Origin of the sequence: Colwellia sp. BRX10-3 (genome assembly GCF_014077505.1) — a bacterium.
In the GTDB taxonomy this organism is placed as follows: domain Bacteria; phylum Pseudomonadota; class Gammaproteobacteria; order Enterobacterales; family Alteromonadaceae; genus Cognaticolwellia.
In genome coordinates this window covers 908,143-932,377 of sequence record NZ_JACGWA010000001.1, presented here as the reverse complement: position 1 = coordinate 932,377, position 24,235 = coordinate 908,143, and the positions used below count along the sequence as shown (strand labels likewise).

General features: G+C 39.2%; 22 protein-coding genes and 1 pseudogene. 15 read left to right on the top strand and 8 right to left on the bottom strand.

All coding sequences use genetic code 11. The annotated features are described in order from the left end of the window. Positions 1-74: 74 nt before the first annotated feature. From H4J38_RS04140 to greB, 4 genes and pseudogenes are all read left to right on the top strand, one after another. Positions 75-707 carry an OmpA family protein gene (locus tag H4J38_RS04140; protein ID WP_182129679.1) on the top strand — a complete coding sequence of 211 codons (633 nt, stop codon included), beginning with the start codon at positions 75-77 and terminating at the stop codon, positions 705-707. 459 nt (positions 708-1,166) lie between these two features. Further along, positions 1,167-1,322 (top strand): annotated as a pseudogene (locus H4J38_RS04135) (MgtC/SapB family protein); the annotation flags it as partial. 208 nt (positions 1,323-1,530) lie between these two features. Continuing rightward, complete coding sequence (locus tag H4J38_RS04130) at positions 1,531-3,588, top strand: S8 family serine peptidase (RefSeq protein WP_182129675.1); 2,058 nt, start codon at positions 1,531-1,533, stop codon at positions 3,586-3,588. A gap of 263 nt (positions 3,589-3,851) precedes the next feature. Next, positions 3,852-4,325 (top strand): transcription elongation factor GreB, encoded by a 474-nt coding sequence (gene greB / locus H4J38_RS04125; RefSeq protein WP_182129673.1) that lies wholly within the window; start codon positions 3,852-3,854, stop codon positions 4,323-4,325. A gap of 417 nt (positions 4,326-4,742) precedes the next feature. On the opposite strand, the gene H4J38_RS04120 is transcribed toward greB, so the two are convergent. The 3 genes from H4J38_RS04120 to H4J38_RS04110 all read right to left on the bottom strand — a co-directional run bounded on the left by H4J38_RS04120 (position 4,743) and on the right by H4J38_RS04110 (position 7,673). Continuing rightward, entirely contained in the window at positions 4,743-4,979 is a 237-nt protein-coding gene (locus tag H4J38_RS04120) for an RNA-binding protein (protein WP_182129671.1), read from the bottom strand. A gap of 99 nt (positions 4,980-5,078) precedes the next feature. Further along, positions 5,079-5,777: an exonuclease domain-containing protein gene (locus H4J38_RS04115; RefSeq protein WP_182129669.1), complete on the bottom strand. Its 699-nt coding sequence runs from the start codon at positions 5,775-5,777 to the stop codon at positions 5,079-5,081. Positions 5,778-5,792: 15 nt separating this feature from the next. Beyond that, a complete protein-coding gene (locus H4J38_RS04110; protein WP_182129667.1) occupies positions 5,793-7,673 on the bottom strand; it encodes a putative nucleotidyltransferase substrate binding domain-containing protein in 1,881 nt (626 codons plus the stop codon). Between the two features lie 286 nt (positions 7,674-7,959). Here H4J38_RS04110 and H4J38_RS04105 point away from each other — a divergent pair, with 286 nt between their 5' ends. From H4J38_RS04105 to H4J38_RS04090, 4 genes are all read left to right on the top strand, one after another. Beyond that, on the top strand, positions 7,960-8,211 hold the full coding sequence (locus H4J38_RS04105) for a DUF4212 domain-containing protein (protein ID WP_182129665.1): 252 nt from the start codon (positions 7,960-7,962) through the stop codon (positions 8,209-8,211). Beyond that, on the top strand, positions 8,211-9,950 hold the full coding sequence (locus tag H4J38_RS04100; RefSeq protein WP_182129663.1) for a sodium:solute symporter family protein: 1,740 nt from the start codon (positions 8,211-8,213) through the stop codon (positions 9,948-9,950). Before H4J38_RS04105 ends, H4J38_RS04100 begins: the two co-directional genes overlap by 1 nt. A gap of 228 nt (positions 9,951-10,178) precedes the next feature. Continuing rightward, entirely contained in the window at positions 10,179-10,619 is a 441-nt protein-coding gene (locus H4J38_RS04095; RefSeq protein WP_182129661.1) for a hypothetical protein, read from the top strand. 99 nt (positions 10,620-10,718) lie between these two features. Continuing rightward, entirely contained in the window at positions 10,719-14,156 is a 3,438-nt protein-coding gene (locus H4J38_RS04090) for a PAS domain-containing hybrid sensor histidine kinase/response regulator (protein WP_182129659.1), read from the top strand. 61 nt (positions 14,157-14,217) lie between these two features. On the opposite strand, the gene H4J38_RS04085 is transcribed toward H4J38_RS04090, so the two are convergent. The 4 genes from H4J38_RS04085 to coaBC form a co-directional block, all read right to left on the bottom strand. Beyond that, entirely contained in the window at positions 14,218-14,877 is a 660-nt protein-coding gene (locus tag H4J38_RS04085; protein WP_182129657.1) for a response regulator transcription factor, read from the bottom strand. Between the two features lie 192 nt (positions 14,878-15,069). Next, positions 15,070-16,542 carry an aminoacyl-histidine dipeptidase gene (locus tag H4J38_RS04080; protein WP_182129655.1) on the bottom strand — a complete coding sequence of 491 codons (1,473 nt, stop codon included), beginning with the start codon at positions 16,540-16,542 and terminating at the stop codon, positions 15,070-15,072. Between the two features lie 95 nt (positions 16,543-16,637). After that, the gene (gene slmA / locus H4J38_RS04075; RefSeq protein WP_108457513.1) at positions 16,638-17,222 is read right to left on the bottom strand and encodes a nucleoid occlusion factor SlmA; all 585 of its coding nucleotides are present in this window, start codon (positions 17,220-17,222) and stop codon (positions 16,638-16,640) included. Between the two features lie 147 nt (positions 17,223-17,369). Next, entirely contained in the window at positions 17,370-18,614 is a 1,245-nt protein-coding gene (coaBC, locus tag H4J38_RS04070) for a bifunctional phosphopantothenoylcysteine decarboxylase/phosphopantothenate--cysteine ligase CoaBC (protein ID WP_182129653.1), read from the bottom strand. A gap of 84 nt (positions 18,615-18,698) precedes the next feature. On the opposite strand from coaBC, the gene radC reads away from it, so the two are divergent. The 6 genes from radC to rpmG all read left to right on the top strand — a co-directional run bounded on the left by radC (position 18,699) and on the right by rpmG (position 21,492). Further along, complete coding sequence (gene radC / locus H4J38_RS04065) at positions 18,699-19,376, top strand: DNA repair protein RadC (RefSeq protein WP_259365377.1); 678 nt, start codon at positions 18,699-18,701, stop codon at positions 19,374-19,376. A 40-nt stretch (positions 19,377-19,416) separates the two neighbouring features. Next, positions 19,417-19,740 (top strand): PilZ domain-containing protein, encoded by a 324-nt coding sequence (locus H4J38_RS04060; protein WP_182129650.1) that lies wholly within the window; start codon positions 19,417-19,419, stop codon positions 19,738-19,740. 71 nt (positions 19,741-19,811) lie between these two features. Then, positions 19,812-20,480 (top strand): AAA family ATPase, encoded by a 669-nt coding sequence (locus tag H4J38_RS04055; protein WP_182129648.1) that lies wholly within the window; start codon positions 19,812-19,814, stop codon positions 20,478-20,480. Then, positions 20,467-20,853, top strand: a complete 387-nt coding sequence (locus H4J38_RS04050; protein WP_182129646.1) for a hypothetical protein — start codon at positions 20,467-20,469, stop codon at positions 20,851-20,853. Before H4J38_RS04055 ends, H4J38_RS04050 begins: the two co-directional genes overlap by 14 nt. A gap of 237 nt (positions 20,854-21,090) precedes the next feature. Then, on the top strand, positions 21,091-21,327 hold the full coding sequence (gene rpmB, locus H4J38_RS04045) for a 50S ribosomal protein L28 (RefSeq protein WP_077284236.1): 237 nt from the start codon (positions 21,091-21,093) through the stop codon (positions 21,325-21,327). 9 nt (positions 21,328-21,336) lie between these two features. Continuing rightward, complete coding sequence (rpmG, locus tag H4J38_RS04040) at positions 21,337-21,492, top strand: 50S ribosomal protein L33 (RefSeq protein WP_070375415.1); 156 nt, start codon at positions 21,337-21,339, stop codon at positions 21,490-21,492. Positions 21,493-21,810: 318 nt separating this feature from the next. Here the strand turns inward: rpmG and H4J38_RS04035 are convergent, their stop codons facing one another. After that, positions 21,811-23,553, bottom strand: a complete 1,743-nt coding sequence (locus H4J38_RS04035; RefSeq protein WP_182129644.1) for a DUF885 family protein — start codon at positions 23,551-23,553, stop codon at positions 21,811-21,813. A gap of 140 nt (positions 23,554-23,693) precedes the next feature. Here H4J38_RS04035 and H4J38_RS04030 point away from each other — a divergent pair, with 140 nt between their 5' ends. Then, positions 23,694-24,185, top strand: coding sequence for a hypothetical protein (locus H4J38_RS04030; protein WP_182129642.1), 492 nt, complete (start codon positions 23,694-23,696; stop codon positions 24,183-24,185). Positions 24,186-24,235 lie beyond the last annotated feature (50 nt).

Genomic DNA, 24,235 nt, shown 5'->3' with positions numbered 1-24,235 from the left:
AGCAAGTGAATGCTTATTTATTTCAATGGATATCAGTTATTTCAACTAGTATTATTTTCTCTAAGGTAGCATTTATGCAATTTAAAAAATCCATCATCAGTGTCGTTGTTTTGTCGTTAGCATTCACCGGTTGTGCGAGCACCAATAAAGAAAAAGGTGCCGCTATTGGTGCTATTACTGGTGCAGTTATCGGTAAGTCGACCAGTAATCATAAAAACAAACGTGCGGTTTGGGGGGCAGCTATCGGTGCTCTTGCCGGTGTTGCGATTGGCGATTACATGGATAAACAAGAGCAAGAGTTTCGTGAGGAATTATCAGGCTCTGGTATTGAAGTGGTGCGCGAAGGTGATAACTTACGTTTAATTATGCCTGCCAACATTACATTTGCGACTGGCCAAGCTTATATTACTTCGGGTTTTTACAGCACACTGGACGATATTGCACGGGTGCTAAATAAATATGAAAAAACCTTATTAAGTATTGAAGGCCATACTGATAGCCAAGGTGCCGCCGATTTTAATCAAGATTTATCTGAGCAACGTGCCGGTAGTGTTAAACAATATTTAACGAACCAAAGCATTATTGCTAGTAGGTTACAAACCGTGGGTTACGGAGAATCTCGCGCTGTTGCTGACAACACAACTGCTAATGGCCGCGCACTAAATCGTCGAGTTGAAATTCAAATTGTTCCAAATCAAGCTGACTAAATTGAAACATTAATTAGCTTAACCAAAAGCAAGCTTTGAAATACCGCGCACTGTCGCGGTATTTTTTTGGAAAATTATCGGCCAATCAGCAAAATATGGTATCAAAAAGCGAACTCAGTTAGTGCCATAAAAAAGCAATACAGGCTAATACTTGGCACTGCAATGACCAAGTTGTTTCCAGCTAATAAAGGATAAAAGTGATTATGGTTTTATTTAATATTGATATTAACTAAGAGTAAGTGATGAAAAGCCTCATGCAATTATTTATCGCATGAGTTTTACCAATTATGACCGCAGGGAAAGAGAGCAACCAGCAGATAGGCAGGCTTAAGATCTTTTCCTATGGTGTTCATGGTGGCCTGTAGCTTTACTATTCTTGCTATGTCGATATTTGAAGGTCAAGGCGTTCAGTCTCAGGTTATTGCTGGTGGCGCAATTTAAAAAAACTCTTCAGAAGTTAGTGGTACTCCAACGGCTGTGGCTATTTGGCCTACGGGCGCCATTGGTATCGCGGTTGGCTTAGAACGTATAGAAATTGCTATCGCATTGAGTATTATGACCTTTGCAACCCTTAAAGTTATAGGTCGGGTGAAAAAGAAAGTTCCTAAAGAGTGATTTAATTCAAGTGTGATTAAGGACGAAAATTGTATTAATTAAAAAGCGTTCACTTTTAAAAATAAATTACTCGCCAGATTATTTTTGTGTGGATTCACGTTTAGTTAACTGGTGGTAAAAAAAATTAAAACTAGGGGTTTATCCGGATATATCATCTTGCTAATTTTCGACACAGTGTCAGGGTCAACTATCTTTATAGGAAAGTACCATGAACAAGAAATTATTAGCGATTACCATTTCAGCATTAACGGCTTTTAACGCAAACGCAGATGCGCTTTTGGGTTCAAAACTGCAAAATATGATGCCAACATTACTTGGCCAGACGAAAGTAATCGTCTCAACTTACGATCGTGCTGAAATGCCACATGTAATGGCGACATTAAATGTTCCCTACTTATCCTTAACAACATTACCCATGGCTGGTGCTTCGCTCTCTAAAGCCCAAATTCAGCAACTCTCTTCTGATGCCCGCGTAAAAAGTATTTATTATGACGCCGCACTTGAGTACTACAACTACACGTCAGGTGAAGTCACTGAAGGCCATTACGTTCATGACGTTGAAGGCGTAACAGGCGCTGGGACAACAATTGCCGTGCTTGATTCTGGTGTTGATGCAACGCATCCAGATTTAAAATTGGGTGAGAAAACCATCCAAAACGTAAAAATCGCTGGCGATTTAGATCTTGCGGGCGGTGTAAATTTATTTTTAGAAGGCCAACCTAATACTGATACGAGTTCGGGCCATGGCTCGCATGTCGGCGGCACGGTAGCTGGCTCAGGTGAAGCGTCTCGAAATGATGAAAGACGTGCATTTTACCATGATGGTATAGCTCCGGGAGCGAAATTAGTTGGTTTAGGCGCAGGTGAAGCCATTTCAATTCTGTATTCACTGGCTGGCTTTGATTACGCGATTGCTAATAGTGACCGCTACAGCATTGATGTTATCACTAATAGCTGGGGTGGTGGCGATGGTAATAGCTTTGATCCGAACAACCCAATAAACCAAGCGTCATATACTGCTTATAAAAAAGGTATAGTAGTGACATTTGCCGCATCAAACAGTGGACCTGACGACAATACCTTAAACCAATATGCTATCGCACCTTGGGTTATTAATGTTGCTGCTGGTACACCGAGCAAAGGCCTAGCAGATTTCTCTAGTCGTGGCGTAGCCGGTGACTGGATTAAGACACCTGATATTACCGCACCAGGCAGCGGCATAGTATCAACACGCGCGATCAATACACCATTACCAGCATTAGGACCTATTATTGACCCTGATCATCCTGATTACCATGTTTACTATGCATCAATGAGCGGCACTTCAATGGCGACTCCGTTTGTCGCTGGTGTGGTCGGTTTATTATTGGAAGTAAATCCTGATTTATCGCCTGACCAAATAGAAAGTGTTATAAAACAATCAGCAGATGAAATGCCGGGCTATGAAGTTCATCAAGTTGGTGCGGGCTATATCAATGTAAAAAATGCCGTAGAACTAGCAAGAAACACGGTTGGCGAACGTGATAATTTCTTAAGCGGTGATACTGATTGGTCTAGTCAAGGCGTATGGTCAGCATCAAGCGAAGATTCAGCAGAGATAAATTATTTGAGTCGCTGGAAATCTGTCAATAGTGACTTGAGCATTGATAATTCGTATAAAAAATCTAAAAGTAAAAAATCTGAAATTGCCTTTAGCTTTATTGGTGACAGCATTAAGTTGAATTATGTTACCTCGACGAAAAATGGCCATGCCGAAGTATTTATTGATGGAAAAAGCAAAGGCATGATCGACTACTACTCATCGACTAAAGCGGTCAGCACGTTTTCGGTACGAGATTTAGATCCTAATCAAGTACACTCGGTTACGTTAAAGCATGTTGCCGGCACTATTACATTTGATGGTGTAGAGCTTGATGGTCAATTGGTTGAGCCTAACTCAAGAATCGAAAATGTTGAGACGCAAATATTAGGTAATATGGGGCCATCAGCTGAAAATCTACAAGTGAATGATCACCCTATCGAAGTACTTGCAAACACAACATTAGTGAATGCGGTTTTATCTTGGACAGGTGTTGCTGATTTAGACTTTGAATTGGTTGATACTGACGGCAATGTTGTTGCTAATAGCTCTTCTTTAGAGAATCCTGAAGAAATCAGCTTTCGCCCAACTGCTGCCGGCACATACTTGTTAAGGGTTAATGGTTACATTGCAGCATCAGCTGACTATACCATCGACTTAACACTTTCTAATATGTATGCTAATTAATACTTATTAAATAAGTTAATTATTAAAACGACGCTTAGCGTCGTTTTTTTATGTCTATTAGAAAAGTAACAACAAACTTTTATTTTTAACTGGTACAAGTGAAATATAACTCAATGACATGGATAAAACATCGTTAAGGTATAGTTCGCTAGCTTAGCGAGATGTTTAGCTATATTATTACTGGTAAATAAGTGTTTTATTTTCGCATTATTTACTGTTAACACCGCTATTCATTTCTAATTACCTAACTTACAATAAAACTTATGAAAACAAAATTAATTACCCGACCGGGCTATATTTTACTCCAGCAAGAGTTAAATAAACTTTGGCGTGAAGACCGTCCTGAAACTACTCGAAAAGTATCGTGGGCCGCAAGTTTAGGTGACCGAAGTGAGAACGCTGACTATCAATATAACAAAAAACGCCTGCGTGAAATTGACCGACGTGTGCGTTATTTACGTAAAATACTCGAAGAGCTAAAAATTGTCGACTACGGTCCTCAGCAAGAAGGCAAAGTGTTTTTTGGCGCTTGGGTAAGTTTAGAGAATGATGAAAATGAAACACTAAAGTTCCGTATAGTTGGCCCCGAAGAAATCTATGGTCGCAACGACTACTCCTCAATTGATTCGCCTATTTCACGCGCTTGTTTAAAAAAAGAAGTTGATGACGAAGTGGTAGTAAAAACTCCCGCGGGTGAAAAAAATTGGTACGTTAATGCTATTCAATATGAGAAATAACTAGCATACATATAGTGATGCTCTAGCCATCGGTATTTTTTAGTGCAAGGCGATATTGTTCTTGCTGAAGTTATAGAAACACAGGAAGAACTTAATACATTAAGAAAGCTTGGTGTTGATAAGGTTTAAGGGTGTTTTATTAGACGTACAGCGCCTTTTGATGAAGTAATAAAGTACCAAATATCAACACTGCCGAGCTAAAAGCCACTCGTTAATAGCACTGGTTTTGTGTTATTCTTTTTGCAAGATAATGCTTTGAATAGATTTAATTTAAATACCAAGCGATATCAGAGTTGTGTTGTTCTTCTACTCAATCGACAAGTAAATATAGTTATCTGCTTCACCTACATTTAGCCTCATACACAAACAAAAAAGCCAGCATGATGCTGACTTTAATTTTTTACTATTGCGGTAATGTTATTGCGCGATTTTCACCCGAATTTTATTATTTGCAATTTTGGTTTCATGAAGGTTAGATAAAGCTAATTTAGCTTCTTTTTCATCTGGCATTACAACAAAACCAAAACCTTTTGATTTCGCCGTTGCTTGGTCTAAAACTAAATTACATTCAGTAACAGTGCCATGAGCAGAAAATAAAATACGGAGTTCTTGTTCAGTTGTTGAACGAGAAAGGTTGCGAACTAAAAGTTTCATAATGGACCATTGATGTGTGATTGCGGGCACAATTATCTCATAGTTTTGCGATAGACCAAGTTATTTTCTGCATTTGAGAGAAATAAGTGTATTAGGCCGTTATAAAATCAATTGCTGTAGTGACATATCTTCATTGAGTTCGCTAATTTGTGCTAACAGTAATTCAGCTGTAGCAATCGCGTCATTTAACGCATTGTGGGCATAGTGATTGGGCAATCCGTACTTTACTCTCAACGCGGTAAGCCTCAACTCGGAAGGGTCGTAAGCAACATCGCGTTTATCTAATCTTTTTTTAGCAACAACTAAAGTGTCTATCATAGGAAATGGTGGAGCCATGCCATAGAGTTCTACACAAGCTTGTTGTAAAAACTGTCGTTCAATACGGGAAAAATGTACTAACATGACTTTGCCGGCGAGTCTTTTAAGTAAGTACTCAACAACTTCGGCTAATGGTTTACCTTGGTCTTTTTGGTCATCAGTTATTTGATGAATGGTAACATTATCCGCTTTTAAGCTGCCTTCGGTTTGAATGATTTGGTGATAACTAGTGCCAAGTTTAATTTGACGATGATTTAACTCCACACACCCGACACTGAGTAATTTATCTTGTATGGCGTCTAACCCCGTAGTTTCAAAATCTACCGATAATATTGGCGTGTGATCAAATGGTGTATAAAGCGTAGGAAAAGGCACGCTGAGAAAATCGCGTAACGGCCCTTCAGGCGCTCGCTTTAGCATACGTTTTCGTTGTGCTTCGTAGCCGATTAGCCAGCGAGTTAATGGGTGATGGTTAAGCATGATAAATAACTATCGCTAATAAGTTGATTGACGGTGATCTTGCATGGTTTTGATCACTTTAAAGGCATCTTTTAAGTGTTCACGCTCGAGTTTAGAAATTTCTTTTGGCGACAAATAGTTATTGGGTTGTTGCCCTTTTTGTAATTTGTTCGCTTGGTGCATCATACGTAGCATGCTTAAAAATTCATAGGCGTCGATGAGGTTAGCTGCTGACGCTTTTGATAATGAGGGTGTTCCTGCTGCTTGTTTTAGTCGCTCTATGGTATTAACCGACGAAATCCCTTCAGATAACGCATAAATACGCGCGAGATCAACTATCGGGGCAATACCGTTATGTTTTAAGTCTAACGTGGCTTTATTTTCGCCATTTTGTATTAAAACAAAATCTCGGAAAAACCCCAGTGGTGGTCTTAAATTTAAGGCATTTCGTGATAAGTGTGCGATAAATAGCGTACTACCTTGTGTAGTTTTTAGCATTTTTACTCGTACTTGCTCCAGTAAACGAGTATCGCCATAAACTGTGGTTAAGTCGAAAAAAGTACTGCAATGCATTAATGCTTTGGGTTCAGGTGTGTTAATCCATTTGGCAAAATATTGCGACCATTTTTTCTGTGTTTGACACCATTCAGGGTTAGTGGCCATGACATTACCCGGGCAATAAATAAAACCGCAAGCGGCTAAACCATCAGAAACAAAAGTGGCAAGGTCTTTAAACCAAAAGCTGTGTTGTGGTTTCATGTCGTTTGAGATGATCAAAGCGTTGTCTTGATCTGAGTGGGCAAATTGCTCTTGCCTCGCTTGTGAACCCGCGGCCAGCCATGCGTAAGACACAGGTGGTGGCCCTAATAACTTTTCTGCCATTTCAATTAAGCGAATGGTAAAAGCCATGGTGATCGCACTAATACTTTTGCCAACATGGTCAGCGGTAGTGCCCAATTTTGCCATGCGTATTTGTAGTTTAGGTATCAGACTACTAATTTCGATTAGTTCACTAACCGACGTTGCTTTATGAATAACACTGGTAATATTGACGGCATTTTGCCCTTCATTATTCATTAAATCAGTAACGGTGACCATGCCTTTGAGTTGACGGTTTATGGTGACAGGCAAGTGGTGAATATGCTTTTTTGTCATCATCATTAAGGCGTCGTAGGCGGTGCTTTTTATGTCGATGGTGGTCATATTGTCAGTCATAATAGCGCTAACAGGTTGATCAATGCCTAATCCTTGGGCGACACAGCGACGTCGAATATCTTTATCGGTTACTATGCCTAATAATTGGCCATTTTTTACAATCACCAAACATGAAAATCCTTGTTCGGTCATCAAAATAGCCGCTTGTTGAATACTGGCATCAGGACCAATGGTGACGGCTGGGCTATGATAAAAATTGGCGATTGAGCTATTAAGCAATGAAGAGTTTACAATGGCGTCTTCATTGACTTTCAGCATTTTTTTATTGAGCCGCTGTTCAGAAGTTTGCTGAAAAAATGCCATAACATCGGGGTATTCACTCACCAAATGATAAAATTTTTCACAGCTAATACTGTATAGCAAGGTATCTTCATCAGTAGTGACTTTAGGCTTTAGTTGCGCCTTAACTTCTGTATTCTTATTGCTAGTATGAGAACCATTATTGAGACAAAAAGCAGTACAAATATCCCCTTCACTATATTTACCTAATAATTCATCACTTTCGGTGACATAACTTAAAGCACCTTTTCGTAATATGTAGAGGTTTTCTTCTGTGACTCCTTGTGGTGGGAGAAATTGGCCACGACGCACATAACAAATACTGATCTCTTTAACGACTTGTTCAATGATATTGCTCGGCAATAAATCCATCGGAGGAATCGCTTGTATAAATTCGCTGATTTCGCTTAATGCTGAGTCCATAAAAATATCTCAAGTAATAATACTCATTGTATTTAGGGGAATTACAGCGCTTAAGTCAACTGTTTCACCTGTGTTCTAGACTAAAGTTTAATATAAGAGTCGAAAAAAGATTGCTAGTGTGTAGCCTAGAGTAGGTTAAGTATTGATTTATCCATGTTTGGTTTTGCTAATGGGTCGAATGAATAGTCAACCACTTTAAACAACGGGTATAAAGCGTATAAAAATCATAAAACGCTGTGCTTATTAAGCTAAATGGTTTAATAGGAATAATTGCTAGGAGAGAATGATGGAAGGTAATACAACATATTGGTCAGAGAATCTGCGCCTAATATTTATATGTCTTGCTATTTGGTTCGTGGTTTCATTTGGTTTTGGTTTGCTTCTTGTTGAGCCATTAAATGCGATACGTCTGGGTGGGTACAAGCTAGGTTTCTGGTTTGCACAACAAGGTTCGATTTACACATTTGTCGGTTTAGTTTTTTGGTATACCAAAAAAATGAACGACCTTGATAAAAAATATAACGTGGAGGAATCATAATGGATGAGTTAAAACTCTATACATACATTGCTGTATTCGGTTCTTTCGCCGTATATTTTGGTATTGCCTGGTGGGCTCGTGCGGGTTCAACCAGTGAATTTTATGTTGCAGGTGGTGGTGTTACACCAATGCAAAATGGTATGGCGATTGGTGCCGATTGGATGAGTGCAGCGTCATTTATTTCAATGGCCGGTATGATCTCATTTTTAGGTTACGGGGGCTCTGTATTCCTAATGGGTTGGACCGGTGGTTATGTATTATTAGCCATGCTACTTGCACCATATATGCGTAAACACGGTAAATTTACCGTACCTGAATTTATTTTTGACCGTTATTATTCAAAAACAGCACGTGTTGTTGCCGTTGTTTGTTTAATTATCGCGTCATTAACTTACATCATAGGTCAAATGAAAGGTGTGGGTGTTGCTTTCTCTCGCTTCCTCGAAGTTGATTATGATAACGGCCTTTACATCGGGATGTTCGTTGTTTGGGTTTATGCTGTACTTGGTGGTATGAAAGGTATTACTTACACGCAAATCGCTCAGTACGTAGTATTGATTTTTGCTTACACCATTCCTGCTGTGTTTATTTCACTACAGTTAACAGGTAACCCAATTCCACAACTAGGTTTAGGTTCTACGTTAGCCGACGGTAGCGGTGTTTACTTACTTGATAAATTAGACTTAGTTGTTACTGAGTTAGGCTTTAAAGAGTACACCACTGACAACATGGGTGGTTCAGTAAACATGTTCGCTTACACCTTGTCTCTGATGATTGGTACTGCAGGTTTACCTCACGTTATTATGCGCTTCTTCACTGTTCCTTCAGTTAAAGCAGCACGTCAATCAGCAGGTTACGCTTTAGTATTCATTGCATTGTTATACACAGTTGCTCCAGCAGTTGGTGCTATGGCTCGTCTTAACTTAATGAACACTATTGAACCAGCCGCTGGTCAAAACCTTGAATACGCTGAGCGTCCTCAGTGGTTTAAAGATTGGGAAAAAACGGGTCTATTGCAATACGAAGAAAAAAATGGCGATGGTAAAATTCAGTACACTGCTGATCCGGTAACCAATGAAATGATTAAAGTTGACCGTGACATCATGGTATTGGCTAACCCTGCAATTGCTAATTTACCAAACTGGGTAATTGCTTTAGTTGCCGCTGGTGGTTTAGCTGCTGCATTATCTACCGCAGCCGGTTTGTTATTAGCTATATCGTCCTCTATTTCTCATGATTTAATGAAAGGTATATTAACGCCTGATTTATCAGAGAAGAATGAGTTACTAGCCGGACGTGTTGTCATGACATTATCCGTTATGGTTGCAGGTTGGCTTGGTTTAAATCCGCCTGGTTTTGCCGCAGGAACGGTGGCGCTAGCCTTTGGTTTAGCTGCATCGTCAATATTCCCAGCGCTAATGATGGGTATATTCGCTAAGAAAATGAGCGGTACTGCAGCAGTTTCAGGTATGATCGCAGGTATCGGTGTAACTATGCTGTATGTATTCCAGCATAAAGGCATCATGTTTATTCCTGGTACTTCATTCCTAGGTGACATGGGTCCTAACTGGTTCTTTGGAATTTCACCAAATGCCTTTGGTTCAGTAGGTGCTCTTGTTAACTTTGCAGTAGCTTTCGCTATGTTGAAAGTAACAGGTCCAGCACCAGCTCATATCCAACAAATGGTTGATAATATGCGTACGCCTGCTGGTGGCGTATCGACAGCACATGATCACTAAATAGTTTTAACTACTTATTGATTAACAAACTAAAAGCCCTATTTAATTTCTATAAATAGGGCTTTTTATTTTGTCATTAAGATATAATGATTAAATACAGATTGCCTCAGCAGAATGACGAAGTTAAACCATTCCACAAAAATAAGTACTCAATGATTGCGCAGGAAAAACTAGTAAGTTCAAAAAATTTTTATGCGGATTGGTACAATATAAATTGCAGGATACTTTATGAACAAACACACTAAAACAGCTATTATAGTTGCCCCTATCCTTACTATTTTAGGCTTTGCATTAGCTGACTTATGGGAAGAAAATAGCGCTAATCAAATGCGCGCATTTAAATTGGTTCCCTATGGGCATTGTGATGTTATCAATCAAAAATGTATTTTGAAATCAGGTGAATTTGAAGTCAATATATATGATGAAGCAGGCATGACAACATTAAATTCTACTTTTCCGCTTGATAGCGCAACATTCTTTGTAGTAGATAAAGACAATAAAGCGAATGCTTACCCATTAGGCATGATTGACAGCCCTTATTATTGGAAGAGTCCAACGCCATTACGTAATACCATTAGCCACAAGGGCGATAAGCAAAAATTACGCGTTATTGCTAATATTAAAGGCGGACAATATATTGCCGAGTTTTACACTCAAACGGTAAATTAGCATTGCAGTTTAGGTGATGAGTTTAAGTTTAATGACATGTGTGAATAAATTCATATAATCATATAATCAAATAGTTAATATAAGTTATAGAGAAATTAGATGTTTCCAAATTGGCAATTAGCAGGCTTAAGTTTTGCTTATATAGGTTTGCTGTTTTTTATTGCCTATGTTGGAGACAAGTATCGCCATAAATTATTGCGTAAAAGCCAAGCGATAATTTATGCGTTAACGTTAGGGGTTTACTGTACGTCGTGGAGTTTCTTAGGCACCACAGGGCAAGCGTCGAGTAATTTCATTTCACATTTACCAATATATCTTGGACCTATACTACTCTTTATATTCGCCTGGCCATTTATTCAGCGTATTATTCGCGTTAGTTTAAAGTTAAACCTCACTTCAATCGCCGACTTATTAGCCGCACGTTTTGGTAAATCACATAATTTAGCTATTTTAGTCACCATAGTGGCGTTAATTGGCACTATGCCGTATATCGCGCTGCAATTAAAAGCCATTGTTTATACTTTCCAACAGTTACAAGCAGAGCAAAGCTTAGCCAATTGGCATTTTGGCTTAGTGGTTAGTTTGGTATTAGCCGGCTTTACTATTGTATTTGGTGTGCGAAATATCGATGTTACTGAACGTCATCCAGGGGTAATGCTAGCAATCGCTTTTGAATCTTTAGTTAAGCTGTTTGCGTTTATCGCCGTTGGTATTTTTGTTACCTATGTCTTATTTGATTCGCCGATGGAAATTTGGCGACGTTCATCTGCAAGCCTACAACTCGATCAACAACTTAATTTTCCTAATGTTATGTCAATGTTTGCCATGTTAATTATCACTATGGCGGCATTTTTATCATTACCACGCCAATTTCAAGTGATGGTGGTTGAGCTAAAAGATGAAAAAGACACTTGGTTAAGTCGCCGTATTTTCCCTCTTTATTTATTAGTATTTGCCATTTTTGCTGTACCGCTTGGTTTAGCTGGACATTTACTGTTAGGCGACACGGTTCCGTCTGATGCTTATGTATTATTTTTACCTTGGTATCAACAGCAACCTTGGCTAACGTTATTAACATTTTTGGGCGCTATATCTGCGGCCAGCTCTATGGTGATTATTTCTTCAATTGCCTTGAGTACTATGCTCAGTAATGAAATTGTTTTTCCTTGGTTATATCGGGCTAATAAAAATCATGACACGGATTATGACAAGTTCCGTTTACGCCTTTTAACTATTCGTAAAATATTAGTTTTATTCGTTATTTTACTGGGTTACGGTATGTTTTTAATGGCATCTCCAGATACCCTAAGCTCTTTAGGTGAAATAGCTTTTGGCGCATTTGCCCAATTAACCCCCGCATTAATCGCTGCTTTTTATTGGCGCAGAGCCACTTTAACTGCGGTTTATGGCGGCATTGCTATCGGTTTTTCTGCCTGGCTGTTACTGAATTTTATTCCACAGTTTGGCGTTTATCCTCACCCCTTTGAGGGCGGGTTTCTTCCGGCTAATTCAATGGCTAGCCTACTATCGTTATCGGCTAATATTATCGCTATGTGGTTACTTTCTCACGTTAGCCGTCAAAGTGTGCAAGAGCGTATGCAAGCATCGATATTTATGGAATATCAAGCGCCAAAAGCTTTAAAGTTACAGCGCAATAAACAAATTGATTATCAAGAGCTTGAATTATTAGTTTCGCGCTTTGTTGGCGAGAAAAAAGCCAGTACTAGTTTTACACAATTTCAGCGTTTAACAGACAAAGCGCAAATGAGTAATGTCGCTTATAATCAGCAATTATTGCAACACACTGAAAACACCTTGGCGAGTGTTATGGGGGCATCATCAGCCCGTTTAGTCTTATCTTCGGCGCTGGAAGGCCGTGATATTGCTTTAGACGAAATTGCCGTGCTAGTAGAAGAAGCATCAAGCCAACGCCAACAATATAGCCAAGATTTATTACAAAGCGCCATTGAAAATGCCAGTGAAGGAATCTCAATTGTTGATAGTGAACTCAACCTTGTTGCTTGGAACAAAAAATATGTCGATTTATTTGACTACCCAAGTGAGCTAATTTATCAAGGCAGCCCCGTTAGCGGTTTAATTCGCTTTAATGTGCGTAGAGGTTTATGTGGTGTCGGTAAAATAGACCAGCAAGTGAATAAACGCCTTGAGCATTTACGCAATGGCAGTCCGCATAGTTCAGAACGTGAACATAGTGATGGTCGCGTGATACGTATTGAAGGTAATCCGTTACCCGGCGGTGGTTTTGTTATGTTATTTTCTGATATTACTGCCTACCGCCAAGCCGAAAGGGGCTTGATAGAAGCCAATGTCGATTTGGAAACAAGGGTACTTGAGCGCACACAAAAATTAGAGCAAACCAATGATGCCTTGGCATTAGCGCGCGAAAAAGCTGAGCAAGCGCATATCAAAAAAAGCTTATATTTAAAGGCGTGTAGTCATGACTTAATGCAACCATTAGAGGCTGCTCGCTTATTTACTTCCGCTTTAGCTAGTCAAGGAAATTTAACTGCAACCCAACAACGACAGGTCGACAATATTGACCACTCTTTAAAGGTTGCCAACGATTTAGTCGCTGATTTGGCAGAAATTGCTCGCATTGAAAGTGGCAATATTAAACCTAATATCAGCTGCTTTTCAGTGAAATCTTTATTTGATGATCTTGCCAAAGAGTTTTCTGCCAGTGCGGTTGACCTCGAGATAGATTTTCGCGTGCATTCTAATTCAATGTGGTTGCGCTCAGATCGTAATTTACTGCGTAGAATGCTGCAAAATTTAATTGGTAATGCCTTTCGTTATGCCAGTCCAGGTAAGGTGTTGTTAGGGGCGCGCGCTAAGGGAGATATTGTTAATATTCAAGTGCTAGATAATGGCCCCGGTATTCCCGCAGACAAGCAAATCATGGTCTTTGAGCAATTTACCCAATTAGATAATCAACAAAGTTCAGTCGCAGGTGGTTTAGGTTTAGGGCTGAATATTACCCAAAGTTTAGCTCAGTTATTAGATCATCCTTTAGCACTGCACTCGCAAGTAGGCATGGGGTGTAATTTTTCTGTTGGGGTTGAGAGAACTCAGGCACAAAAAGAAGTGTTTGCCGCAAAACCAATAGTTAATATAGGCTTAAGTGATGTAACGGTTATGTGTATTGATAACGACCCCGACGTATTGAGTGGCATGGTTGAACTATTATCAGCATGGGGTTGTAATGTGCTAGCCGCAGATTCATACCAACAAGCACTTTCACTTTATGATGATCATAAGAATGATATTGAAATACTCTTGGTTGACTATCAACTTGACGCTAACTTTAACGGTATCGCGTTAATTGCTCGATTAAGAAAGCTCAGCCGAAATTATTTACCCGCCATTTTAATTACGGCAACCACAGACAGTGACTTAGAAGAAAAAACCTTAGCCGCTGATATTGGTTTTATGCGTAAATTGGTTAAACCTGCTGCGCTTAGAGCTATGATAAGTGCAATGTTAACTAAGAAACTTCAAGCAAAGTACTTCCAATAAGAGCTTACAGAGCAAGTTTATTTACCTCAGATTTAGTTATTTAATCTGAGGTGTCTAAATGCTAACAGTCTTGTAATTGCACGTCGGAAATATCAAGTTGAGCAATCACGATAACGGCTTGTGTACGGTTGCGAACATCAAGTTTACGAAATATCGCGGTGGCATGCGCCTTAATGGTTGCCTCTGAAACATGCAAATCGTAAGCAATTTGTTTATTAAGCATGCCTTGAGCAAACATCATTAAAATTCGATATTGTTGTTGAGTTAAACTGGCAACGCGCTCAGCAATATCGTTATTGTCTTGCATTGGCGACGACTCATTGTATGCTTCTGGCGTCCAAATATTACCCAATAATACCTGTTGAATAGCATTATAAATATCGTCAACGGGTGTGGACTTTGGAATAAAGCCTGAAGCGCCGTAACCCATAGATTTATGTATAGTTTCGTGATCTTCGTGAGCTGATACCACTACAACGGGTATTTGAGGGAAGTGGTTGCGTACATGGATCAGAGTATTAAAACCATGCGCTCCAGGAATATGTAGATCGAGTAACAGCAAATCGCTATCGTTATTATCGCTTAGCTGTTGTTCTAATTCAGCAATGGTTTGTGCTTCCAACCACTGTGTGTGTGTTAGTTTTAACTTTAATGTGCCCAATAATGCTTGTCTAAATAATGGGTGATCGTCAGCTATTATAATTTTTTTTGGCTGAATCATGTGATTGTTTCCTTAAAAAAACCCCAAGTATAGTGTAGTCCTTTTAACATCATTTGTTTATTAGACTTTAGCCTAATGAAGCATATGTTGATCTAATCGATATATTATTCAATTGTTGTGAGCTGAGCTTATTGCAGGATAAAGGAAGCATGAGCTTTAGCGCAGATAAGGCATACTGCGCTAAAGCGTTAATTATGCTTTTTCTGGGATATTGGCTAACACGGCGAGCAATAACTGCCAATATTGTTCAACCGCGGCTATTTGAACTTTTTCATCAGGTGAGTGTGGAAATTTGATGGTAGGACCAAATGACACCATATCCCAATCTGGGTAGGCGCTTTTGAATAAGCCACATTCAAGACCCGCATGAATAACCATAATTTCAGGCACTTTATTAAATAATGACTGATAAGTGTCACGCACCGTTTGCATTAATGCTGAACTGGTATCAGGTTTCCAACCCGGATAAGCGCCAGAAAATTTGACACTTGCCCCCGCGAGTTCAAACACTGACTGCACCATAGTTTGTGCATCTAAGCGGCCATCGTCATGTAAACTACGAATTAGGGTCATAGCGACAAACTTATTACCTTTGCTACGCATAACGCCTAAGTTTAATGAGGTTTCAACAATGCCTTCAATGTCATCACTCATACGTAACACGCCGTTAGGGCAGGCATTAAGCGCCAGTAAAATGGTCTTTTGGGTTGCTTGAGTCCAACATTCATCAAAAGTTTCTGGCGAAATTAAAAGCATGTCGATATCGGTTTCGATAGCAGCTAGTGATTGACGCACAGTAGCTAAATATTCAGCCAGCTTGGCTTTTAACGCTTCTATTTTTGAACGGCTAATAACAAAGCTTGCATCGGCCTCACGCGGAATAGCGTTGCGTAAACTGCCACCATTTAATTCTGTTAAACGTAAATCTAAATCGTTACTGGCGTCGAGTAAAAAGCGTACCAGTAGTTTGTTGGCATTGGCACGACCGGTGTGAATATCAACACCAGAATGACCACCTTTAAGGCCAGAAATTGATAAGTTAAATGATTCAACATCATCTGCAACATCTTCATTGGTAATCGTGAACGTTGCTTCGCCATCAATACCGCCGGCGCAACCCATGTAGATTTCACCTTCTTGCTCAGAGTCGGTATTGATCAATAAATCACCGTCTAACCAACCTGCTTGCAGACCAAAAGCGCCGGTCATGCCAGCTTCTTCATCAATGGTTACTAATACTTCTAATGGGCCGTGGGGAATATTGTCACTGGCCAATACGGCTAATGCAGATGATAAACCAATACCGTTATCTGCACCTAATGTGGTGCCTTCAGCGGTAACCCAGTCGCCATCAGCTTCACTAACAATGTATGGTTTAATCGAATCGGTTAGAAAGTCATGATCAGTATTGGCATTTTTTTGCGGCACCATATCCATATGAGCTTGTAATATAACGCCCTTTTTATTTTCCATGCCTGCTGTTGCTGGCTTCTTAATAATTAAGTTACCTACAGCGTCTTCTTTAACCTTGAGACCCAGTTCAGTCGCCCAAGATTGAATCCAAAGCGATATTTTTTGTTCGTGTTTTGATGGGTGTGGAATGCTACAAATTTTATCAAATATTTGCCATAACTTGTTCGGTTGTAGTTTTGCTATAGTGCTCAATGAAGTTCCTTTATTTTTTGCCCTTAGAAGGGGTATTCTATAACAGTTTTTTAATGTGCTTTACCAAATGGAATATTAAATTATTCTGCTTAGTTTTATTTATCAGCCATTAAAAATTGCCATTGTTCATTAAAATCGTTACTGGGTTTTTTGGTAAAATCGGAGCGAACATATTGATTGATTTTACCTTCAGCATAGGCCATTAAAATATTAGCTAAAGCCAATTCTGAAATAGTAAAACCTTTGCCTTCGCGGAGTTTTCGCTCGCGTAGAACTTGTTTAAATTGTGATTCAAGCTTTTCAAAAAATTGATTTACCCGCGCTCGTAACCGTTCGTTTTCACCCATTAATGCATCACCTGCCAGAATTCGGCACATGCCGGGGTTGCGCTCAGCAAAAATGAGCAATACGTGCAAAATATGATGACAACGAATAAGCGCTTCTTTGTGATCAGTTAATATCAAGTTCACGCGAGAAAAAATTGATTCTTCAATAAATTCTATCAAGCCTTCGAACATACGTGCTTTCGAAGGGAAGTGGCGATAAAGTGCGGCTTCTGAAACGCCTACTTCGGCGGCAAGCTTTGCCGTTGTAATCCTTTGTCCTGCACTGGTTTGAAGCATATGAGCAAGGCATTCTAAAATTTGCTGTTTACGATTAGGTTTTTGAGTCGCCGGCATAAAACTGATTCTCTATTTTTATTATATTTTCAGTAGTCATACCAAGCAGAACATTAAATGTACCTGTCTGTTTTGCTACTAAAAGATTAGCGTAATTGTATAGCGTTATTTAGCTGATGTTCAACAATGAAATCAGCTGACCTTAAATTAATTTTTTAATCGCGAACTTTGTAAGCTTTGTTGAATATGTTGCACTAATTTTTTGGCAAGCTCACTTTTACTCATCAAGGGTAAAACTTTTTCATCACTAGCAGTAAACACTATTAAGGCATTGTCGTCGCTATTAAAGCCTTGTCCTTGAGTAGCAACGTTGTTTGCGGCGATCATATCAAGATTTTTACGCACTAATTTATCACGAGCATAATGTTCAACATTTTGTGTTTCAGCAGCAAAACCGACGGTAAAGGGTTTGTTTTTTAGTGCGGCAACGTCAGCAACGATATCAGGATTCTTAATCAGATTAAGTTGCATGGTATCTTGCGATTTTTTAATTTTTTCACTGGCAATATTATCAATACGGTAGTCAGCTACAGCAGCACAAGCGACGAAAACATCTGACTTAGGTGCATGTGCCAAAGCTTGTTCATGCATTTCTACCGCACTGGTGACCGCTATTTTTTGACAATGAGGCGGTGTATCTAGGCTAACTGGCCCTGAAATTATGGTGACTTCTGCGCCCTGGCTTTGTGCAGCACTGGCAATGGCAAAGCCCATTTTTCCTGAACTATGGTTAGAAATATAACGTACTGGGTCGATAGCTTCGCGCGTTGGCCCTGCGGTAATTAGCCATTTTTGACCAATTAAAGGTTTTTGTTCAGCAGGATTAGTGTCACTCGTATTCATTTTTTCAATTGCTTGGCAAGTTAGCTGAACTAATTCAGGTACATCTAACATGCGGCCTAAGCCAACATCACCACAAGCTTGTTCACCCGCACCCGGGCCAAATATGCTGTAGTGCCATGACATTAACGTTTTAATATTATTTTGCGTTGCTTGGTTATGCCACATTTGTTGGTTCATTGCGGGTGCAACAGCAATAGGTGCAGCTGTTGCTAAGCAAAGTGTGGTTAATAAGTCATTAGCCATGCCTGCGGCTATTTTTGCAATAACGTTGGCTGTTGCCGGTGCAATTAAAATAAAGTCAGCCCATTTTGCTAGTTCAATATGGCCCATAGCCAATTCGGCTTGAGTATCTAATAAGCTGTCAGATACTGCATTGGCGGAAACTGCTTGCAAGGTTAATGGTGTAATAAAGGCCTTAGCGCCCTCTGTCATCACCACACGCACATCAGCACCTTGCTCTTTTAATCGTCGCACTAGCTCTGGTGTTTTGTAAGCGGCAATACCACCACTAATACCCAAAAGAATTTTTTTACCCTGAAGAATCTGCATAAACTGCTAATCTTAATAACCACAATGGGCAATAAGATAGCATTATTCCCACTTTTTTTAAAATCACTTTGCAAGGATGCACTTATGTTAAAAGACTGGCCAGACAGTGAAAAACCAAGAGAGAAGTTATTGCAACACGGCGCAAAAAGCTTAAGCGATGCTGAATTACTGGCAATTTTCTTACGTACAGGCGTCAAAGGTTGCCATGTGGTTGACCTTGCTCGAAATTTATTAAAAAGTTTTGGTAGTATTGCTAAAATATATCAAGCTGAATTAGATGACTTTTGTCAGTATCATGGCTTAGGGGTGGCAAAATATGTGCAGTTGCAAGCGTGTTTAGAAATGTCTAAACGCTATTTAGCGGAGCAAATGCAGACCGGGTTAGCGTTAACGTCTTCACTTAGTACGCAAAACTTTTTAAAAGCTGAGCTGCGAAATGAAACTCGAGAAATATTTGCCGTACTGTTTTTAAATACTCAGCATCAAGTGATAAAGTTTGAACGGTTATTTCAAGGCACCATCAATGCTGCAGCTGTGTATCCGCGTATTGTTGTTGAGTTGGCCATAAAATATCAAGCGGGTGCTGTTATTCTGGCGCATAATCATCCTTCTGGCATAGCAGAGCCCAGTATTGCTGATAATCAAATTACGAGTCGCTTAGAGCAAGCACTGGCTTTAATTGATATAAAAGTACTTGATCATATAATAGTTGCGGGTTGCCAATGTTATTCGTATGCTGAACATGGTCGAATTAATGAATAATAAATGATATAAGCTTAAGTGCTGTGAATAAGGAGTCTCTATGAGCGATATTGACACAATAATAGATAGCGAAGAAAACGAACGTCGACGATCTTTTCGTTTAGACATGGAAAAAGAGTTAATTGATATTGTTTGGACTGATGATAATGGCCAAGAGAAATGTAAGAAAATCGTTTGTTTAGATTTCTCACGTGGGGGTTTGAAGGTTGAATGTGATTGCGAAATCCCAGCAAATACTCAAGTAACTATTATATTTAAAGCAGCGAATCAAAATAGCCAAAAACTGTTTGGTAAAGTGATACGTTGTATCAAACAAGACAATGGCTGGTTTAAAGTTGCGATGCAACTGACGGATCTTGCTTAAGTTAACCCTTAATTATTGAACTATAATAAAGTGGTTGTTGTATTTTAAGTAGTAAAAAAGGAATGTCCAAAATGATGATTTTAGTAGGTGGGGAAAAAGGCGGTAGCGGTAAAAGCTGCCTAGCACAGAATTTAGCTGTGTATTTTGCCCGCGAGAAAAAAGCTATTGTATTGATGGTTGATTGTGATCCACAGCGTACGACGTCTGACTGGATACAAGCAAGAAATTCTGATCCATCGCTACCTGCAATCAACTGTATTCAGTTGTATGGAAAAATACGCAACGACTTATTAAGTCTTAATCAACATTACGATTATGTTGTTGTCGATTGTGGTGGCCAAGATAATTTAGCCCTACGAGCGGCGATGTCAGTGGCAGATCATGTTGTTATTCCATTAAGACCAAAGCGTCGTGACTTAAAAACTGTACCGCATATGGAAGACATGCTCAGCACCTGTAAAATGGTCAATCCTAAAATGTTAGCGTCATTTGTTATTACTCAATGTCCTTCGCTACCCAATCAAGCAGGTCGCATTTTAGAAGCCAAAGAAGTTTGTAGCTCATTCGGCATTAATGTTTTAAATGCCGTAACTTATAGTCGCAATATTTATGATGACAGTGAAGAACTGGGTTCATCAGTACTGGAAATTGAACCTGATAGTAAAGCGGCGGTAGAAATGATCGCAATAGCTGAAGAGCTATTAGCGATGAAACCGGACAATTCCCATGAGTTTAAGTGATTTAAAAAAATCCAAGGATGGTCCCAAGAAAAAGAAACAGTTCACAGTTGATGAATTTATTGCCGACGCTGAAAATTATGCTCAAGGTCAACCAAAAATAGTTAGCCGAGAACATGATGAGTTGACATTACAGCAAGCTGTTTTAGCTGCTAAGGAACACGTTGCTCGAAAAGCACAAAGTACCCCTGATGGCGGGCGTCGTTTTCGTCCTGCCACATTTACTTTGAGCGAAGCAGCAATAGAACAATTGCAAGAATTGGCGCTTGATACTAAATTAGCCAAGTCACATATTATTCGCATTTTAATCGATGAATTGTGTAATAAAGATCAAAAAGAAAAATTAAGAAAATTATTAGACTCTAAAATAGGCTAAAAATGCGGCATTATTATTCGACTAGGATAATAATACCGCATGAAACGCTACATTTATGTCAATTTATCCAGTTAAGCCATTGAATTACCATCATTTTCAAAACTATTCACTTTAAAGGTGATTAATACTGGAATTCATTTTTCACTTTCACTATAATATGCCACCTTTTTCAGGATCCCGAGGCGACGGTCTTGGGGAAATACAGCTCGACCTGAAATTAATTTTGGAGTACTCATTATGTCTAAAGTTTGCCAAGTAACAGGCAAAAAGCCAATGGTTGGAAACAACCGTTCGCACGCAAGAAACGCGACTCGTCGTCGTTTTTTACCTAACCTTCAAACTCACCGTTTTTGGGTTGAGAGTGAAAATAGTTTCGTTAAATTACGTTTAACTCCGAAAGGAATGCGTATTATCGATAAAAAAGGTATTGATGCAGTTTTAACTGATATCCGTGCCCGTGGCGAAAAAGTTTAAGGAATTGCAATGCGCGATAAAATTCGTTTAGTTTCTAGTGCTGGCACTGGCCATTTTTACACTACAGACAAGAACAAGAAAACTATGCCTGAAAAAATGGAGATCAAAAAGTTTGATCCTCGCATTCGTCAGCATGTTATGTACAAAGAAGCTAAAATCAAGTAATTGATAGCCGCTTATTTAAAAACCCGGTTTATACCGGGTTTTTTATTGCCTAAAGAAAAGTACACAATTAATGCGGCTTAATGGCTACCGTAAGTAAACCTACTGAGTTATCCTGACTTGTCGGTATAAATGTCGACCTACAAAGACAAGCGCGCACAATCTACTTTCTTGATGATCTTTTATTCTTTACTTTAGTAGGTTTAGCTTTAGACCATCATTTTTATTTAGTCAGGTAAAAAGCAAGCCAAATAAAAAGGAGAAACCGCTTAATGTGGTTTCTCCTTTTGTTTTTAAACTATTGTACAAATGCCATAGTTATTATGTTTGCTGTTGTTTAATCCAAGCTAAGGTTAATTCTTCAAGCAATGCCATGGGTAAGCTACCATTTTTCAGCATTTGATCATGAAAAGCTCTTACGTCAAACTTATTACCTAGTGCCTTTTCAGCTTTAGCGCGTAGTTGGCGAATTTTAATCTCACCAATTTTGTACGATAACGCCTGTGCTGGCCAGCTAATGTATCGGTCAATTTGGCCAACAACATCAGCTAGGCTTAGGGCGGTATTCTCGGCTAAATAATCAATTGCTTGCTGACGAGTCCAACCTTTGGCATGAATGCCTGTATCGACCACTAAGCGACAAGCACGCCATGCTTCATAGGTTAAACGACCAAAGTCACTGTATGGATTTTGGTAAAAGCCCATTTCTTTGCCTAAACGCTCAGAATATAGTCCCCAACCCTCACCATAGGCAGCGTGGTATAAAGTTTTACGAAACTCTGCCATATCAATTTCTTGCGCAATAGCACTTTGGAAATGATGACCGGGTTCAGCCTCATGAAAAGTTAATGCCTCTAAAGTGTATAAAGGTTGGCTGTCTAAATTTCTAGTTTCCAAAAAGTAAGTTCCTGATGTGGTGCCGCTGCCATCTGAGGCAACATAGTAGGCTCCGCCATTCGGGCTTGATTTAATATCAAAAGTTGAACGGGGTAATACTGAAAACCACTTAGGCAATTGTGCTGCCATTTTACGGGTGATATAACTGGCTTTCTCCAGCATATCCATCGCGCTGTCGGTGTAAAATTGTTCATCGGTGCGTAAAAACTCGATAAAATTTTTAAATTCGCCTTTAAAACCCACCGCGGTAATAATTTGCTGCATTTCTTGTCGAATACGGCTGACTTCATCTAGACCCGTTTGATGAACTTCATCAGCCGATAAAGTTGTGGTGGTGTAATACTCGATTAAGTATTGGTAGTAATCGTCTCCGCCCTCAACACTACTAATGCCAGCAGTAGTTCGACAGTTAGTCATGTATTCTTTGGTAAAAAAGTCATAAAAGGCTTGGTATTCGGGTAAAACAGACTCTTTGATCAGCACTTTGACTTGTTGGCGATATTGGGCTTGTTGTGTTGGTAAAATACTTTTTGGCATATTGAGCATTGGAGCATAAAAAACGCTGTCTTCGACATTCGACACTAAATGCTTACTGATTGATTTTTCGTAAGCTTTAAAGCTCTCACAATAATGTGTATGGCCAACAGCGATAGCTTGTTTTAGGTCGACAATATGTTCTTGATTGTAACGTGGATAATCAGCAAGGCTGATTAAATAGTTACGGTAGTCTTGTTCAGTTAAAAACGACATATTGGCCGGCGCGCCAGCAAAGTAACTGTGAAAGCCTGAATAATAGGTTAGTGGATAAAGGTGATCTTGAAATTGATAACTTTTTGCTTCCGCTTCGCGCTCATATTTAAATAAACGGTAGGTCACTTGATCGGTCGCAGACAGCTTATTAATATCGATATTTTCAATGCGCGTTAGCAAATCGTTGTTGTACTTTGACCGACGATCACGGCCATTCGCTGACATTTCAGGTAACTTACCATTCATACGAAATGCGTCAGGGTCTTTCCTAAAGAAAATTTGTTCTTTATTTGCCCTTTGCCAATGGTCATCGAGCAACTGTTGAAATTGCTCACTTGCTGGGTTGGCAAACGTGCTGGTTGTGCTGAATAAGCCACTGAGCATTAATACACCAATACTTAATTGTTTTAGTTTCATATGAAAGCCTTGATTTTGGAGAGCGGTTATTGGATACACTATTATTTGTTATTAGTGTAAAGCTATGTATTAATAAGCTCAATTTTAATAAGCTCAATTTTTTCGTATCATTAAGATAACTGCAAGATTAGGAATATACTATGGTTAAATTATCAAAAACTGGTTGGAATAATGTCATTATTTTTGCAGTTATGGGTTTTATTCTAATGATTAATATGACCAATAAAAAAATTTTCTCTCCAGATGAAAATACAAATAATGAGCAAGAGATTGCCTTAGTTGGTGCACAAAAGGTTATTTTAACCCTGAACATTAATAATGTTGTAACTATTGAGCGAATAGGCCGAACATGGCGTGCAGCACCCGCCAGTATTTCTGACCAAGCTTTAGCTCAAATGATGATGTCGTGGCAGCAAAGTAGTGGCGAGGCTATGGCGCAAACACCGGAAGTTGATCGTCAATTTTCGCTTGAAGTAAAGCTAGATATTGCAGGAGAGGCACAGCCATTACAGCTAAGTTTTTATGCCACAGAACAGCAATTATTAATTTTTAATCAAACATCACAACAGTGGCTTGTTATGCCGTTAGCTATGTATGGGCAATTATTTCCTCAAGAAATATTTAGTAATTAAATAGCCTTAGTTTTATTCACCTTAATCTTATCCACTGAAGTAAAGGCAGA